Below are 14,987 nucleotides of genomic sequence, written 5' to 3'. Positions count from 1 at the left end.
GCCGGCTCTGCCTCGCGATCATCCGCGCCGCGAGCGTACCGACAACGAAGAGGGACACATACGCGAGCATCATGGCGACTCCAGGACTAATTTCGAGATAGCTCCATACTAATCCCGTTAATGGCGCGTGTGATGCGACATTCCGCCTATTTCAATAGATGTTCTAAATCGGACGGATAAGCCGAACGCATCGTTACAGGCCCGTACAGGTCATGCTGGAAAGATTCGGATACCGATTCGGCCAGTCGCCCGCCATTGCGGTTTGCGCTTCTTTCAGCGTCATGTCGCCGGTGCAGACGCAGCGCTTCAGGTACACCGCGAGCCGTTCCTTTCGGCGCTGGCCCTCGCGCCCTTCCCAGCGGCGCAGATCGAGATTCGCGGGCGAGTTGGGCGAGCCGCCGAGCAGCACCGGCATACGATGATCGAGCGCGTATTCCGACGCGAACGACGGATCGATGCTGCGCTGCTTGAGCAGCCGCTCCTTCTGACGCATCTGGATTTCAAACGACGGCAGCACGCGGTCGACGTAACCCGGAATGCAGATCGTATCGACGATGGTCGCCTGCGTGACGCGCGCATCGAGCCATTCGGCGCGCTGGGCGCGCGGCGTGCCGGGCACGCATGCGAGCATCGCGCAGCAGCACGCGAGCGCCGCGCGCGCGGCCCGGCGGGCGCGGCGCGCGCCCGGTTTCGGTTCCTCGGTGAACCCGGTATCCCTTCGACTCATGCGTTTCGTGCGCCATCGATCGCGGCCTCGGTCCGCCGCTTGTTTTCAAGATGATCGGAGGTTCAATTAAAGCACACGAAACGCGCGCCGCACGCGAAGAGTTGCTCGCGATCCGCGAAGCCGCGTCACGTCGACGCGCCGGACGCCGGACAAACCGATGCCGACGCCGCGTCGAGCGCCGCATCGAGCGCCTCGGCCGCCGCGACGAACGCCGCGAACGATGCCGCGATGCGCGCATCGTCCTCGCCGTTGCGATCGTCGTCGACCGCCAGTTCGCAGTCGCGCTGCAACGTGACGCACGCGCGCATGAACGACGCCGCGCCGATCACCGCCGCCGCGCCCTTCATGCGATGGGCGATGTCGCGCAGCAAGGCGTGGTCGTTGTCGGCGAACGCGGCGTGCGCACCGGCGAGATCGCTCGCGTTCGCGGACTTCAGCGTATCGACGAGCGTCCCGGCCTGATCGCCGAAACCGGCGAGCAACTCGGCATCCAGAACCGGCTCGCCGGATTCGCGCGTCGCCGATGCGACCGGCGCTGCAACCGGCACGCGGCCGTCGCGCGTCGCGCCGAGCAAGGCCTCGCGCAGCGCGTCGAGGCCGAGCGGCTTCACGAGGCACGCGTTCATGCCCGATGCGACCGCGCGCAATGCCGCCTCGGGCTGCGCGTTCGCTGTCAGGCCGATGATCGGCACGGCGCGCGTCGCCGGATGCTTCGCTTCGTCCTCGCGAATCGTGCGGGCCAGTTCCTCGCCGCTCATTTCGGGCATCGAGCAGTCGGTCAGAATCATGTCGACGGCGTGCGGCGCGGCGCGCCAGCGTGCGAGCGCGCTCTTGCCGTCGACGGCCAGTTGCGCGACGCCGCCGAGCAGCCGGATTTGTCCGTCGAGCACGATGCGGTTCGCCGGATGATCGTCGACGACGAGCACGCGCAAGCCCGCAAGCGATTCCGCCGATACGCCCGTCTCCACGGCCGGCGCATCGGCGGCGCACGCGACGGCATCCGCCTCGGGCAAATCGAGCCGCACGGTGAAGCGCGTGCCGCGCCCCGGCTCGCTCGCCAGCTCGATCGCGCCGCCCATCATCTCGACGAGCCGCTTGCTGATCGTGAGGCCGAGGCCGGTGCCACCGACGCTGCGCGCACGGCCATCGTGCGTCTGCACGAACGGCGTGAACAGCAGCGCCTGCTTCCCGGGCGCGATGCCGATGCCCGTATCGGACACCGCGAGCGTCACCACGCGCCTGCCGTCCAGCGCCGGCGCGACGTCGTGTTCGAGCGTGACCGCGCCGGTATCGGTGAACTTGATCGCGTTCGAGAGCAGATTGCCGACGATCTGCCGTAAACGCTGACCATCGGCACGAATCGAGACGGGACCGTCGCCGGAAAGCCGCTTCACGACGAGCGCGATGCCCTTAGCGCGGGCGGCCGGCTCGTAGATCGCCGCGACGCCCGCGATCCACGATTCGACCTCGAGCGGCGCGGGCGCGAGCACGAGGCGCTCCGCCTCGATCTTCGCGACGTCGAGCAGATCGTCGATCATGCCGAGCAGATCGCGCGCGGCGTGATGCGCGGTCGACAGCGCGCGCTCGGTCGCGGCGCGCTCGCCGGGCGCACGCAGCTCCATTTCCAGCAGGCCGAGCACGGCGTTCATCGGCGTGCGGATTTCGTGGCTCATCGTCGCGAGGAACGTCGATTTCGCGCGATTCGCCGTTTCCGCCTCTTCCTTCGCGGCGCGCATGGCGCGTTCGGCGGCGATCCGTCGCGCGATCTGCACGCGCAGCGTCAACGCCCAGCCCGCGAGCGCGAGCAAAAGCGCAATGCCGAGCAGCGCGCCCAGCTCGACTTGCGGACGGCGGCGCTCCCACATCATTTCGGGATGCTCGGCGAGCTTCCAGCGCGTGCGGATCGATTCGAGTTCCGGCGGCGGCAGGCTCGCGATCGCGCGATTCAGGATGCCGAGCAGCACCGGCTCGCCCGCACTGACGATGAGTCCGTGCGGAATCGGCTTCGTCGACAGCACGCCGCTGATCGTGAGCGTGCCGCGAAACGGATTGCCCACGGCGTAATTGGCGAAAGGCAGATCGGCGACGGCCGCATCGGCGTCGCCGTTGGCCACGGCGCGAAACGGACCGTCGAACGGTTTCGAATCGACGATGCGCGCTTGCGGCGCATCCTCGCGCACGAAGTTCAGGATCGGCCAATCGTGCGGAATCGCGATGCGCTTGCCGGCGAGCGCGGCGGCGTCGCGCAAGGGCGGACGGCCCACGGCGGTCACGATCGCAAAAATGCTTTCGCCCGTCGGCGTGGTCGCCTCGCCGCCGGGCAACGGCGACAACGCGCCGAGACTGAACGGCACGATCGCGGACGCGCCGCTCTTCAGATCGGCGCGCAACTGCGCCATCGACGTGCGTATGCGCGGCTCGAAGCGCAAGCCGGTCACGCGCGCGATCGCGTCGAGGATATCGACGGCGATGCCCGCCGCGTTGCCGCGCTGATCGCGGAACATCAGCGGCGCGGCCTGCGCGAGCATCGAATAATGCACGACGGGATGCGCCGCGATCCACGCTGCTTCCTCGCGCGTGAGCGGGATCGGCGTGTTGCGCGTGATCGCGGACGCCGCCGGCTGCCAGCGCTCGTGCGTCACGAGCGCGAAGCTCGGCGGCAATGCGGCGAGCGCATCGTCGACGCGCTTGCGCAGCGCATCGGCGTCGGCGCGTCCGGGCGCGAACGCGAAACTGTAGCCGCCTTCGTCGAGGGTCGCGAAACCGGTGATCGTCAGGTTCGGCAAATCGAAATGATCGATCGTGTACGAGGCCACGGTCATGTCGCCGACGAAGGCGTCCGCGTCGCCGAGCGACACCGCGAGCAGCGCGCCGGTCAGATCGGGATAAGCGACGGGTTCGAGCGATGGATACGCCGCGCGCAGACGCGCCGGCGATGTCTGCGCGGCCACGTAAGCAAGCCGATGCGTCGGCGGATGGGAATGGAGCGGCTCGACGTAGATCAGCTTCGTCGGCAGATACGGGCGGCTGAACGCGAGCGGTTCGCCGGCGTCTTCGCCTGTCGCGCCCGTCGCCATGTCGATGTCGCCGAGCCTGAGCGCCGCGATCATCGCCGGCCTGTCGGGAAAGAAGCGCCAGTCCGGATCGATTCCGAGCGCACTCGCGACGGCGTTCGCGAAATCGGCCGAGATGCCGCGCGGCAAGCCCGGCCGCGCCGAACAATGATTCACCGAATCGGCCATGTCGAGCGGCGGCGCCATGCCCGGCACCGCGCCGATCACGATGGACTCCTTCGCATGCGCAAACCCGCACGCGATGCAGAGCACACAAGCGAGAACAGCGCACGCGCCCCGCCCGGCGCCGGCGCGATGCTGCGCTAGATTGAACACGTCACGCCCCGATGGACCCGAGTGCGGCTAGTGTCTCAAAAACACCCGGGCGCGTATATCGACGGCGTGACGCATGAAGCCGCGCTTCGTTGCGCGGCGCGAAACGCGCGTCAGGCGGGCACCGACTCCGCCTTTTGCGCGCGCGACCACACGCGATGCTTGCTCATCGCTTCGATGAAGCTCTTCAGCACGGCATTCGCGTCGCTGCCCACGGCGACGCCTTCCTCGCCGCCCGGCAGATGCGCGGCCGCGAGCAGGTCCTCGCCGTCGCCGATCGCGCCGATGGCCTTCAGATGCTTGAACGCTTCGAGCACGAAGTGACGCGCGTCGCCGGATTCCGACAGCGTCTTCGCGCTGTCCTTGCCGCCCGCGACGATCACGCCGTCGAACATGATCGACGGCATGCCGAGGATGGTCGCATCGGCCTCGATGCCTTGCGCGGGCGAGCCGAGCGTCGGCGAGATGACCTTTGCGTGCGCGCCCTCGGCTTCCAGCGCGTCCTGGACGGCCTTGATGCTCGCGGCATCGGCGCCGGGCGCGGCGAGAATGGCGACTTTGCGCGTCTTGATCGACGGCTTCGTTTTCGCGACGATCGACAGCGCCGGCGATTCCGTCACCGAAGACTTGCCGAGCTCGTCGGCATCCGCGTTCTTCTTCGGCGCGGGCAAGCCGAGATTCTCGGCGACGCGCGCGGCGAGCGTCTCATCGATGTTCGCGAGAATGCAGAGCTGGCGCTCGCGGATGTGCTTGCGCTCGACCTTCGACAACTCGAACGAATACGCGCCGACGATGTGATCCTTTTCCGGATCGGTCATGCTGTTCCAGAAGAGCGTGGCTTGCGAATAATGGTCCTTGAACGACGGGCTGCGCACGCGGATCTTCGAGCCTTCGACGCGCTCCGTGTAGCTTTCGAAGCCGCCGCCCGATGCGGCGGGCGGGGTTTCCTTCGGCCATCCGCCGTCGATGGAATTCGGCTCGTAGGACGCCTGTCCCTTGTCGATCGTCTGGCGATGCATCGCGTCGCGCTGGCCGTTGGCGAGTGGCGCGAGTGGCCGGTTGATCGGAATTTCGTGGAAGTTCGGGCCGCCGAGCCGGCTGATCTGCGTGTCGGTGTAGGAGAACAGACGCCCTTGCAGCAGCGGATCGTTGGTGAAATCGATGCCCGGCACGATGTGCCCGGGGCAGAACGCGACCTGCTCGGTTTCGGCGAAGAAGTTGTCGGGATTGCGATTCAGCGTGAGCTTGCCGATCATCCTGAGCGGCACGAGCTCTTCGGGAATGATCTTGGTCGGATCGAGCAGATCGAAGTCGAACTTGTGTTCATCCTCTTCTTCGACGATCTGCACGCCGAGTTCCCATTCGGGATAGTCGCCGTTGTCGATCGCTTCCCAGAGATCCCGCCGATGGAAGTCCGAATCCTTGCCCGCGAGTTTCTGCGCTTCGTCCCAGAGCAACGATGCGGAGCCGATCGTCGGCCGCCAGTGGAACTTGACGAAGCGTCCTTTGCCTTGCGCGTTGATGAAGCGGAAGGTGTGGATGCCGAAGCCTTCCATCGTGCGCAGGCTGCGGGGAATCGCGCGATCGGACATGGTCCAGAGCACCATGTGCGCCGATTCGGGCACGAGCGAGACGAAGTCCCAGAAGGTGTCGTGCGCGGATGCGCCTTGCGGCATTTCATTGTGCGGCTCGGGTTTGACCGCGTGGACGAAGTCGGGGAACTTGATCGCGTCCTGAATGAAGAATACCGGCATGTTGTTGCCGACGAGATCGAAATTGCCTTCTTCGGTGTAGAACTTGACGGCGAAGCCGCGCACGTCGCGAACGGTATCGGCTGAGCCGCGCGAGCCTTGCACGGTCGAGAAGCGCACGTAGACGGGCGTTTCCTTCGACGGGTCTTGCAGGAAGGCGGCCTTCGTCAGTTCGGCCTGCGATTCGTACACCTTGAAGACGCCGTGAGCGGCCGAGCCTCGCGCGTGGACGATGCGTTCCGGAATGCGCTCGTGGTCGAAGTGCGTGATTTTTTCACGCATGATGAAGTCTTCGAGCAACGAAGGGCCGCGTTCGCCGGCGCGCAGGGTGTTCTGATTATCGGCGATCTTGACGCCCTGGTTTGTCGTCAGGGCCTGGTTGGTCGCGTCGGAGCGGAACGTTTCGAGGGATTCGACTTTTTTGTTGGTGTTGCTCTGCGAGGGGGTGCGGGCTACGCCGCCTTCGGGCGGTTGCTTCTCCATTGCCATTTTTTTGCGGACTCCGGGGTTTGGGTGAGGACTTGCGGTCCTCTACCGCAATTGATGTTCCCGGGCGGGGGTGCTTTTCGCCGTGGTTGTTTTCGCCGGATCCCGTTTTCTTTGTGGTCTATTAGCATTGCCCCTTTGCGGGGCGGCAGTCGCTTTCCTTGCTGTTGTCGCCGGATCCCGGTTTCGCGTCGGTCTATTAGCACTGCCCCTGTGCGGGGCGGCACTCACTTTCTTTGCTGCTGCAAAGAAAGTAAGCAAAGAAAGCAGCTTTTCAGGCCCGCGGTCACACGCAATTTGGGTAGTCCTCTCGTCCCAGGCGGCACTCGCCTAAAGAGTGCCCTCAAACACCTAATCGGGCTTGGCTCGCGCACGGTCTGCCGCCCGAATACGTTGAGCGCGCTGGTTCAGCACGAAACAGCTTCGGCACAGCGCTACGCGCTGCCGCTGGGTCTGCAAGGGAAACCATCGGTTTGCGCGCGCAGTGCGATAAAGATGTTAGTAGCGAAGCACGCGCCGACCCGATAGACCGGTCGGCCGCGAAGCGGGCTGGAGCTATTTGGTGCTGAACCAGTTTGTTGTGTGGTGCGATGTGACAGACCGTGCGCGAGCCAAGCCCGATGGGGCCTATGAGGGCACTCTTTAGGCAGCCCACGAACGACGAGAGGACTACCCAAATTGCGTGTGACCGCGGGCGTATCGGAAGCTGCTTTCTTTGCTTACTTTCTTTGCAGCAGCAAAGAAAGTAAGTGCCGCCCCGCACAGGGGCAGTGCTAATAGACCACTAAGAAAACGGGATCCGGCGAAAAACCGGAGCCGACACGAATACGGGATCCGGCGACAACAAAACAGAAAACCCCCGAACCCCACCGCCTCGCGGTAAAAGCAAACCATCACCCCACCGGCGACAACGCCCCCAACTTATCCGCCGTAGTCTTCTGCAACGTAATGATCCGGCTCATAGCCGCATGATTCGTGGTCGCTTCGTCGTACATCTTCGCGAGATCCGCCTTGAGCTGCGTCCTCGATCCGCCATCGAGATAGACCATGTGTCCGGAAGGATAAAACGTCGCCGAAAGATTCTGCCGCACCGTCTTGTCGATCAGCGGCATCTGCTGCAAGTCGATGATCGTCTGATAGAACGGCGTCACGAAGTCGTACATCCCGTTGGCGGCCAGCACCTTCAGATCGACGTTCAGCGCCATCACCGCGGCGAGATCGCCCGCCGTGTAGAGAATGATGTTGCCCTTCGAATCCAGGCCCTTCTGTTCGCCCGTCGGGTCCGTATGCTCGAAGTCCCAGTTGAGGAACGCCTGATCGTTCAGGTCCGTGAACGACGACGTCGACGTGAACTTCAACTGCTCGTTCAGATAGCTGTTCCACATCGTCGTGTAGACGCCGCTCACCGCGGTCATCGTCGGATCGTTGCCGCCCGAATTCGGATCGATCTTGCCCGCGATGCCCGTCGATATCGCCGTCACGCGACCATCGTAGGAGCCGAGCGATTCGCCCTTCGACTTCAAGAGCGTCGTGAGAAAAAGCGAATTCCCCCGGCTGTCGTAAGCCGCGATATCGAGACTCCACGCCAGCAACGTCGCGCGGTCGATGCCCGTGTATTCGGAGAGCTTCTCGACCACTTCATCGTCCGTCTGCGGAAATTTGCGCAGCGCGTTCAGATAATCCGTGCGCGAGAACTCCGCGACTTCCTCCACGAACGTCAGCAAGTTGGTCGGCGTCGGATGCACGCCGAGTTTCTTGTGATACCACGCGTCGGCGGCGGCGGTCGGCAACGCGCCGACAGGATTGCCCGCCTGCGCGTAATCGAGAATCGACGATTGCAGCGTGACGCCGTTCAAATCGATGCCGTCCTCATGCAGCTTGTACGCGAGCACGCAACTGCGCGCCGTGCCGTACGACTCGCCGAACAGAAACTTCGGCGAATTCCAGCGATTGTTCTTCGTCAGATAACGCTTAATGAACTGCGCGATCGACCCCGCATCCTGATCGACGCCCCAGAAATCGCGATTCTTGTTCGGCGCGATCGCCGCCGAATAGCCCGTGCCGACCGGATTGATGAAGATGAGATCGCTGCGGTCGAGCAGGCTGTCCGGGTTGTCTTCCATCTGATACGGCGCGGGCGGCGTGAAGCCCGGCATCGCCGTCTTGATGCGGCGCGGCGCGAACGAGCCGAGCAACACGAACACCGACGACGACCCCGGCCCGCCGTTATAGAAGAACGTCAGCGGACGCGCCTCTTCCTTCGCGCCGTCTTTCGTGAACGCGACGTAGAACATCTTCGCGCTCGGCTTCGAACTGCTCGGATCGACCGTGACGAGATGGCCGACCGTCGCCGTATAAGCGATCTTCGCGCCGCCGATCGTCACGCTGTGATGCGTGATCGCCGCGTTCTCGTCGGCCTCGGTCGCCGCGATGGCGTCGTCGGGACCGTTGCCGTACGCGACCGGATCGAAATACGGCTGATCCTTCTTCGCCGTCGTGGTCTTCTTCGGCGCTTTCTTCGCGGCGGCGGTCAAGGCCGGTTCTTCCGCGTTCGCAGGTTTGTCGCTCGCTGCCAGTGGATCGGAGTTCATCGTGATCGCTCCAGAATCGTCGTCGTGGTTGTTGTTCACTGTCTTACGCCTTGCTCAAAGACTTCGCGGGTTTCAACGCGGCCGCGATCTTCGCGCCGTCGGGACTGCCCATGCCGGTGCACGCGTCCCAGCCGGCCGCCGCGGAAAAACTTCCGTTGTTGCCTTCCGTGATGTCGCGAAACGCCGTCTTCGCCGTGTAGAGCTTCGGATTGACGAAGCCCGATGGCGAACCGTTGATCGCGTTGATGCGCGCGATCAGCGCAGCCCACAACGGCGCGACCGCGCTCGTGCCGCCGACGACCGTATCCTCGCCGTCGATCAGCACCTCATAGCCGGTCAGCGGCGATGCGTCGCCCGCAACGTCCGGCACGCCGCGCTTCGCGAGCACCGTTGGCTTGCCGTTACGCATCACCGACAAACCCTTCTGCCACGCCGGCAGCGCGAACACGCCGGACACGCCGCCGCCGCCCGAGCCGCCCTGATCGCCGTCGTTCCAGACGACTTCCTTCGCGATGCCCGTCGCCGACGCCTTCAGGCTCGTGCCGCCGCAGCCGAGCACATACGGGCTCGACGCCGGAAAGTCGACGTGATCCGCGCCGTCGCCCGCGCCGTCGGACGAGCCGCTGTCGCCCGATGCCGCGCACACCGTCACGCCGAGCGCGGCCGCGCTTTGCAGCACGTCGTTGAACGCGCCGATCGATTGCGACGACCAGTTCGCCTCCGGCCCGCCCCAACTGATGGATATGACCGAAGGCTTGTTGGTGGAATCGTGCAGCGCGCGATTGACGGCATCGACGAAACCGGCGTCGCTGTTCGGCGCGAAGTACACGGCGATGCGCGCGCCCGGTGCCACCGCGCCCGCGACCTCGATATCGAGCGTCACCTCGCCGTCCGGGCCGTTCGGATTGCCCGTGGGCGCGTTCTTGCCGCCATCGACGCCGACCGACACGACTTGCGGCGACTTCACGCCGAGCTTCGAGAAGTACGCGGAAAGATCGGCATCGCGATAGCCGCCGCCCAGCTCGATGATGGCGATGCATTGGCCCGCGCCGTCGCCATCGGGGAAATCGTAGAGACGCGCGAGATCGACCGGCGTGAACGACGCGCTCGCCGCGCCGCGCGCCGGCTTGAACGGCGGACGGAAACGAAAGTGCGGACGCGCCTGCGGCTTGCTGTCGAGGCCGAGAACGGCGGTGACGGCGTCGTGCACTTCGTCGGGCACCTTCACCGGCCCCGAGCGTCCGCGATATTCGCCGATGTTGTGATGTTGAAAGCGTTCGAGCTTGACGTCGAAAGCCTTCTGGAATTGTTCGATGGTCCCTTTCAGCACGACGCTGCGCGTTTCGGTTTCCGCGCGCACGACCGTCAGGCCGTACTGCTGCGCGAACGCCTTCACTTTGGCGATGTCGTCGTCCGAGGCGGTGAAACGTTTGTCGAATTCCTCGCGCGATACGGCTTGCGCGGGCGCTTCGCCGGAATCGATGCGCGCCATCATCTGCTTGAAGCCCGCCTCGTCCTTGCGCCGCAGCATCACGATGACTTCGATCTGTTCGGACGGATCGCAGTCGCCGATGCATTGCGCGCCTTCGGGATGAATCTTGTCGCTGCCGCTGACCGGTTGCTTCGTCATGGTATCGATGCTCCTCGTTGGCCATGAAAATCAAAGTTTCTCGATCCTGCCGCTGCCCGCGCTTATCGTCTTATTTTCCGGGCGCGAATGCAATTGCTCGGACCGTTGACGAGAGCATGCAGTTCCAGCGAGACAAAAGCTGTCCCGGTCTTCAACGTTTCGTCTCGATGTGCGGCTCGGCGGGGAGCGCGATGCCGAGGCGCTCCATCAGGCGTCGCGCGTCGAACGGGGCGCGCACTTTCTGATCGTTGTCGAAGTAGCAGAAGACGTCGCGGCCCGCGCGCGGCCGCGCTTTCGCCGATGAAATCAGCCGCGCGTCGGCGATCTGTCCGCCCGACGCCCAGCATTCGATGCGGCGCGCCCATTCGTCGAGCGCCTCGTCCTTATAACTGCCGCCATAAAGCGTTTCGCTGCCGTGAAGCCGCAAATAAGTGAAGTCGGACGTGAGATCTTCGGCATAGGGCCAGCCGGCCACCGAATCCGACACGACCAGCGCCGCGCCGTGTTTGCGCAGCAGCCGCACGAATTCATCGGTGCAGAAACTCGGATGACGGATCTCGATCGCGTGCCGCAGCGCGCGCTTTCTTCCGGGCTCGAACCACGGGTCTTTCACGCGCGTGTCGTGGCCCTGGGCGAGCCGCGCGGCGGCGACCGTATCCTTCGGCAGCAATTCGAGAAAGCGTTCGAAGGCTTCGGGACGGAAGGAAAAGTTCGGCGGAAACTGCCAGAGGAACGGACCGAGCTTGTCGCCGAGCGCGAGCACGCCGGACGCGAAGAAGTTCGAGATCGCCGGAATCGCCGTTTCGTCGCGAAAACGCAGCATGTGCGTCAGATAGCGCGGCCCCTTCACGCTGAAGACGAAGCCATCGGGCGTCGCGTCGCGCCACGCGCGATAGCTCGTCACGCCTTGCAGCGAATAATGCGATCCGTTGATCTCGACCGTCTGGACCGCGCGCGACGCGAAATCGAGCTCGCGGGCCTGCGCGAGCTTTTTCGGATAGAACACGCCGCGCCAGCCGGCATAGCGCCAGCCCGAAATACCGATGCGGATGCGCCCGGTCATCGCGCGCCTAGTGCGGACGGCCTTCGTCGTATTCCGCCCGCGCGCCCTGCGGCAGCCACGGCTCGCGATGCTTGCACCAGAGCTCGTAAGTCGGCTCGAAGACGCCGGTTTCGTCGAATGCGCCGATGGGCAGATCGACTTCGTCGCGCGTCGTGAATTCCATGTACGCGACCGAGCCGCACGCCGGGCAGAAGTGCCGCCGGCCATCGTCGGAACTCTTCCACGTCGAAAGGCTGCCGCTCATCATCACGTTGCCGCGCGCGTAAATCGCATAAGCTCCGAAGGCGGAGCCATGCACTTGCCGGCACGTCGTGCAGTGGCAGATGCAGACGCGAATGGGCTTGCCCGTCGCGCGAAAGCGGAACGCGCCGCACGCGCATCCGCCTTCATGAACCGTAGCCGCCCGCGTTTCGTCCTTTTCAACGCTCATCGATCTCTCCCGTAAATACGATGGTTTGTTACGATAACCCTTCACGATCGGAGATGGCACTCATGAGCACACCAAGCACGACCGGCACCACGTATACCGCGAGTACCTTGTCCCTGCTGAAGCTGCTTCCCGGCGTCGGATCGGAGTTCGGTCCGGCCGCATCCGACCTCGTCGCCCAGGTGCTGTCGCATGATCGCTTCGATGCGGTCGCGAATGCGAACGCGCCGCGCGAAACGTTCCGCGGCGTCACCGTCGACGACGTCATGAACGACGAGTACGTGTTCCCGCTCGGCCGCACCGGCCAGTCGATCGTGCTGACGGGCTATCGCATCGCGGCGGGTTTCATCGCCGAACGCGCGGCCGACGAATGGCTCGAACTCGCGCACAAGGAACGCGTTGCAAAAGGCTTGCCTGCCGAGCCGCAAGGCAGCGAGCCGCATCTCGCGCCCGATCCCGCCGAAGCCGATCAGCTGCTCGACCGCGCCTACGAGTGCGCCCAGCGCATTCTCGATCCGGTCGCGGGCGAGCCGGTTCTTTCGCTCTTCGAGACGCACTATCGCGGCGGACGGGAGTTTTTGCGTCTGAGCTGGGAAGGTTTGCCGGAGGATCTCGTGCCGGAATCGCGCCGTCCGCTCGCGGCGCTCGCCGCCGCGCAAAACGGCGAGCGGCGAGAAAAGCGCGATTACGATCCGTACGGTCTCGACGGCGTCGACGATTACGACGTCGACAGGCCGCTCGCGTATCGCGAGAAGATCGGGCCGTTTCTCTTCACGATGACCTATCGCCACGAATACCCGCAGGTCGACGACGAGCGGCTCGGCACCGCGTTCGCCGTCTTCCACGAGGCGGGCAGCGATATCGTCGCGGCGGCGGTGCGGCTGAAACTCGTCAAGGTGCCGCCGCTCACGAGCAGCGCCGATCTCGTCTACACGCTCGACACTTACTCGGTCGAAATGCTCTCGCTCGCGCTCGCATCGACGGAAGCGCTCGGTCCGGAGAAGCTGTGCGAGGTCTACAACGCGCATCGCGTGATTTACATCAGCCTGTGGGAAGTGAGAAAGCCGTGGCGCGGCGAGGGCCTCGGCGTCGCGCTGCTGCATCAGGCGCTGGAACGCCTTCCCGTCGATGTCGATGGCCGGCCGAACGCGCTGTGCGTCGCGCCCGAGCCGTATCAGACCGACATGCGGCACTTCGAGAAGCTGCCCGGCGTGCTGCGCGAGGAACTGAAGACGCCGGCGAAGCGCCTCGCCGCGCATCTGACCAACTGGCTCGAACGCTCGAAGCTGCCGATCGCCACGCACTTCTTCGTGCCGATGGCCAAGCATGCGGGCATCGGCTCCGCGGGCGAGAACGCGCGGCTCATCGACCGGATCATGGAGAGCGAGGCCTGACGCGATGCTCGTCATCGTCGACATGCAGGCGCGGCTCCTGCCGCATCTGGATGGCGCGCAACGTCTGACGGAGCGCGCCGGCACGCTCTTGCGCGCGGCGAACCTGCTCGACGTGCCGGTGCTTTTTACGGAGCAGAATCCGCGCGGGCTCGGCGGGACGGTCGAAAGCCTGCCCGTCGATCTCCGGTCGGCGAAAGTCGTCGAAAAGCACACATTCGATGCGACGCTCGAACCCGCGTTCGTCGATGCGCTGCCGCCCGCGCCCGCGACGCTGTGGGTCGCCGGCGCGGAGGCGCATGTGTGCGTGCTGCTGACGGTGCTCGGAGTGTTGCGGCTCGGCTATCGCGTGGAATTCGTGGCGGACGCGGTCGCGTCGCGGCGAGCCGCGGATCGCGCCGTCGCGGTCGAACGGGCGCGGCAGGACGGCGCGCGGCTCACGACGGTCGAAACGACGATCTTCGGATGGATGGGCAGTTGCCGGCATCCGCGCTTTCGGGACGTGCTTGCGCTTATCAAGTGACGTGGGTTTCGAACCAGACCGTTAGTTTTACGCGCGCATGCAGCATTTACCCGCACGGCCCGCTCATAAGCCAGCCAGCGTCCGTCCCGAGCGCATGGCACCCCACTTGCTGTAGTCTGCGATTGCGGCTCGACGAACGTTCGGTTCCCTTACAGTTGCCGAACGATCGCGAACCGCGCCTCTTGCGCCGCCCCGAGGACTCGAGCATCGGCGCTCCGCCCGATCCGTCGCAATCGGCTGCGAGCGAATCCCCGTGAAGACTTGAGCCCGTCGACGCCCTTCCGAACGAGCGAGGAGCAATCGATCGCCATGTCCCCAGCCGATACCCATCCTCACGACGACGCCAGCGACGCGGCGCAAAAGCCGTCGCGCCGTCGTTTCCTGCAATCCGCCGCCGCGGCCGCAGCAGTGACCGCCGCGCCGCACGCGCACGCGCAGCAACCGGCCGCGACGCCTGCCTTGGCGCCGCCGCCCGCCGCCACGCCGATGTTGCCCGTGAAGCTCACCATCAACGGCCATCCGTATGAACTGCAGGTCGAGGCGCGCACGACGCTCCTCGACGCGCTGCGCGAATATGCCAACCTCACCGGCACGAAGAAAGGCTGCGACCGCGGCCAGTGCGGCGCGTGTACGGTGATCGTGTCGGGCCGGCGCATCAACTCGTGCCTGACGCTCGCGGTGATGCACGACGGCGAATCCGTCACGACCGTCGAAGGCCTCGCGCCCGACGGCGACACGCTCGCGCCGATCCAGCGCGCGTTCATCGAGAAGGACGCCTTTCAGTGCGGCTACTGCACGCCGGGGCAATTGTGCTCGGCGACGGCGCTCATCGCCGAATATCGCAACGGCGACGCGAGCGCGGTCACGGCCGACGTGCGCTTTCGCCCCGCGCAACTCTCCGACGACGAAATTCGCGAGCGCATGAGCGGCAACATCTGTCGATGCGGCGCGTATCCGAACATCGTCGCGGCGGTAAAAGCCGTCGCGTCGGGCAACGCATAAGGAGACGCAC

Annotated in this window: 10 protein-coding genes; 3 read left to right on the top strand and 7 right to left on the bottom strand. The window is 65.1% G+C overall.

Annotated elements, in window-relative coordinates; all coding sequences use genetic code 11:
• Positions 1–193: 193 nt before the first annotated feature.
• From QCE58_RS24610 to QCE58_RS24580, 7 genes are all read right to left on the bottom strand, one after another.
• A complete protein-coding gene (locus QCE58_RS24610; RefSeq protein WP_008353800.1) occupies positions 194–727 on the bottom strand; it encodes a hypothetical protein in 534 nt (177 codons plus the stop codon).
• Between the two features lie 125 nt (positions 728–852).
• The gene (locus tag QCE58_RS24605; protein WP_309780483.1) at positions 853–4,008 is read right to left on the bottom strand and encodes an ATP-binding protein; all 3,156 of its coding nucleotides are present in this window, start codon (positions 4,006–4,008) and stop codon (positions 853–855) included.
• A gap of 218 nt (positions 4,009–4,226) precedes the next feature.
• On the bottom strand, positions 4,227–6,347 hold the full coding sequence (katE, locus tag QCE58_RS24600) for a catalase HPII (protein WP_250521561.1): 2,121 nt from the start codon (positions 6,345–6,347) through the stop codon (positions 4,227–4,229).
• Between the two features lie 896 nt (positions 6,348–7,243).
• Positions 7,244–8,941, bottom strand: coding sequence for a S10 family peptidase (locus tag QCE58_RS24595; protein WP_250458860.1), 1,698 nt, complete (start codon positions 8,939–8,941; stop codon positions 7,244–7,246).
• Positions 8,942–8,984: 43 nt separating this feature from the next.
• Positions 8,985–10,571, bottom strand: a complete 1,587-nt coding sequence (locus tag QCE58_RS24590) for a protease pro-enzyme activation domain-containing protein (protein ID WP_250440457.1) — start codon at positions 10,569–10,571, stop codon at positions 8,985–8,987.
• Between the two features lie 151 nt (positions 10,572–10,722).
• A complete protein-coding gene (locus tag QCE58_RS24585; protein WP_250521559.1) occupies positions 10,723–11,634 on the bottom strand; it encodes a DUF72 domain-containing protein in 912 nt (303 codons plus the stop codon).
• Between the two features lie 7 nt (positions 11,635–11,641).
• A complete protein-coding gene (locus tag QCE58_RS24580; RefSeq protein ID WP_008353807.1) occupies positions 11,642–12,064 on the bottom strand; it encodes a GFA family protein in 423 nt (140 codons plus the stop codon).
• 62 nt (positions 12,065–12,126) lie between these two features.
• Between QCE58_RS24580 and QCE58_RS24575 the strand changes: the two genes are divergently transcribed.
• The 3 genes from QCE58_RS24575 to QCE58_RS24565 all read left to right on the top strand — a co-directional run bounded on the left by QCE58_RS24575 (position 12,127) and on the right by QCE58_RS24565 (position 14,977).
• Positions 12,127–13,455, top strand: a complete 1,329-nt coding sequence (locus QCE58_RS24575) for an inositol monophosphatase (RefSeq protein ID WP_250521558.1) — start codon at positions 12,127–12,129, stop codon at positions 13,453–13,455.
• Between the two features lie 4 nt (positions 13,456–13,459).
• Positions 13,460–13,975, top strand: a complete 516-nt coding sequence (locus tag QCE58_RS24570) for an isochorismatase family protein (protein WP_250521557.1) — start codon at positions 13,460–13,462, stop codon at positions 13,973–13,975.
• A 309-nt stretch (positions 13,976–14,284) separates the two neighbouring features.
• Positions 14,285–14,977 (top strand): (2Fe-2S)-binding protein, encoded by a 693-nt coding sequence (locus tag QCE58_RS24565; RefSeq protein ID WP_250435556.1) that lies wholly within the window; start codon positions 14,285–14,287, stop codon positions 14,975–14,977.
• The last annotated feature ends 10 nt before the right edge of the window (positions 14,978–14,987 follow it).

Origin of the sequence: Caballeronia sp. LZ028 (assembly GCF_031451415.1) — a bacterium.
Lineage (GTDB): Bacteria > Pseudomonadota > Gammaproteobacteria > Burkholderiales > Burkholderiaceae > Caballeronia > Caballeronia zhejiangensis.
This window is presented reverse-complemented; position numbering and strand designations above follow the sequence as displayed.

Bases quoted from the DNA above. Each gene is read 5' to 3' on its own strand.
- QCE58_RS24610 (WP_008353800.1), bottom strand. From the start codon at position 727: ATGAGTCGAAGGGATACCGGGTTCACCGAGGAACCGAAACCGGGCGCG.
- katE (WP_250521561.1), bottom strand. From the start codon at position 6,347: ATGGAGAAGCAACCGCCCGAAGGCGGCGTAGCCCGCACCCCCTCGCAG.
- QCE58_RS24595 (WP_250458860.1), bottom strand. From the start codon at position 8,941: ATGAACTCCGATCCACTGGCAGCGAGCGACAAACCTGCGAACGCGGAA.
- QCE58_RS24590 (WP_250440457.1), bottom strand. From the start codon at position 10,571: ATGACGAAGCAACCGGTCAGCGGCAGCGACAAGATTCATCCCGAAGGC.
- QCE58_RS24585 (WP_250521559.1), bottom strand. From the start codon at position 11,634: ATGACCGGGCGCATCCGCATCGGTATTTCGGGCTGGCGCTATGCCGGC.
- QCE58_RS24580 (WP_008353807.1), bottom strand. From the start codon at position 12,064: ATGAGCGTTGAAAAGGACGAAACGCGGGCGGCTACGGTTCATGAAGGC.
- QCE58_RS24575 (WP_250521558.1), top strand. From the start codon at position 12,127: ATGAGCACACCAAGCACGACCGGCACCACGTATACCGCGAGTACCTTG.
- QCE58_RS24570 (WP_250521557.1), top strand. From the start codon at position 13,460: ATGCTCGTCATCGTCGACATGCAGGCGCGGCTCCTGCCGCATCTGGAT.
- QCE58_RS24565 (WP_250435556.1), top strand. From the start codon at position 14,285: ATGTCCCCAGCCGATACCCATCCTCACGACGACGCCAGCGACGCGGCG.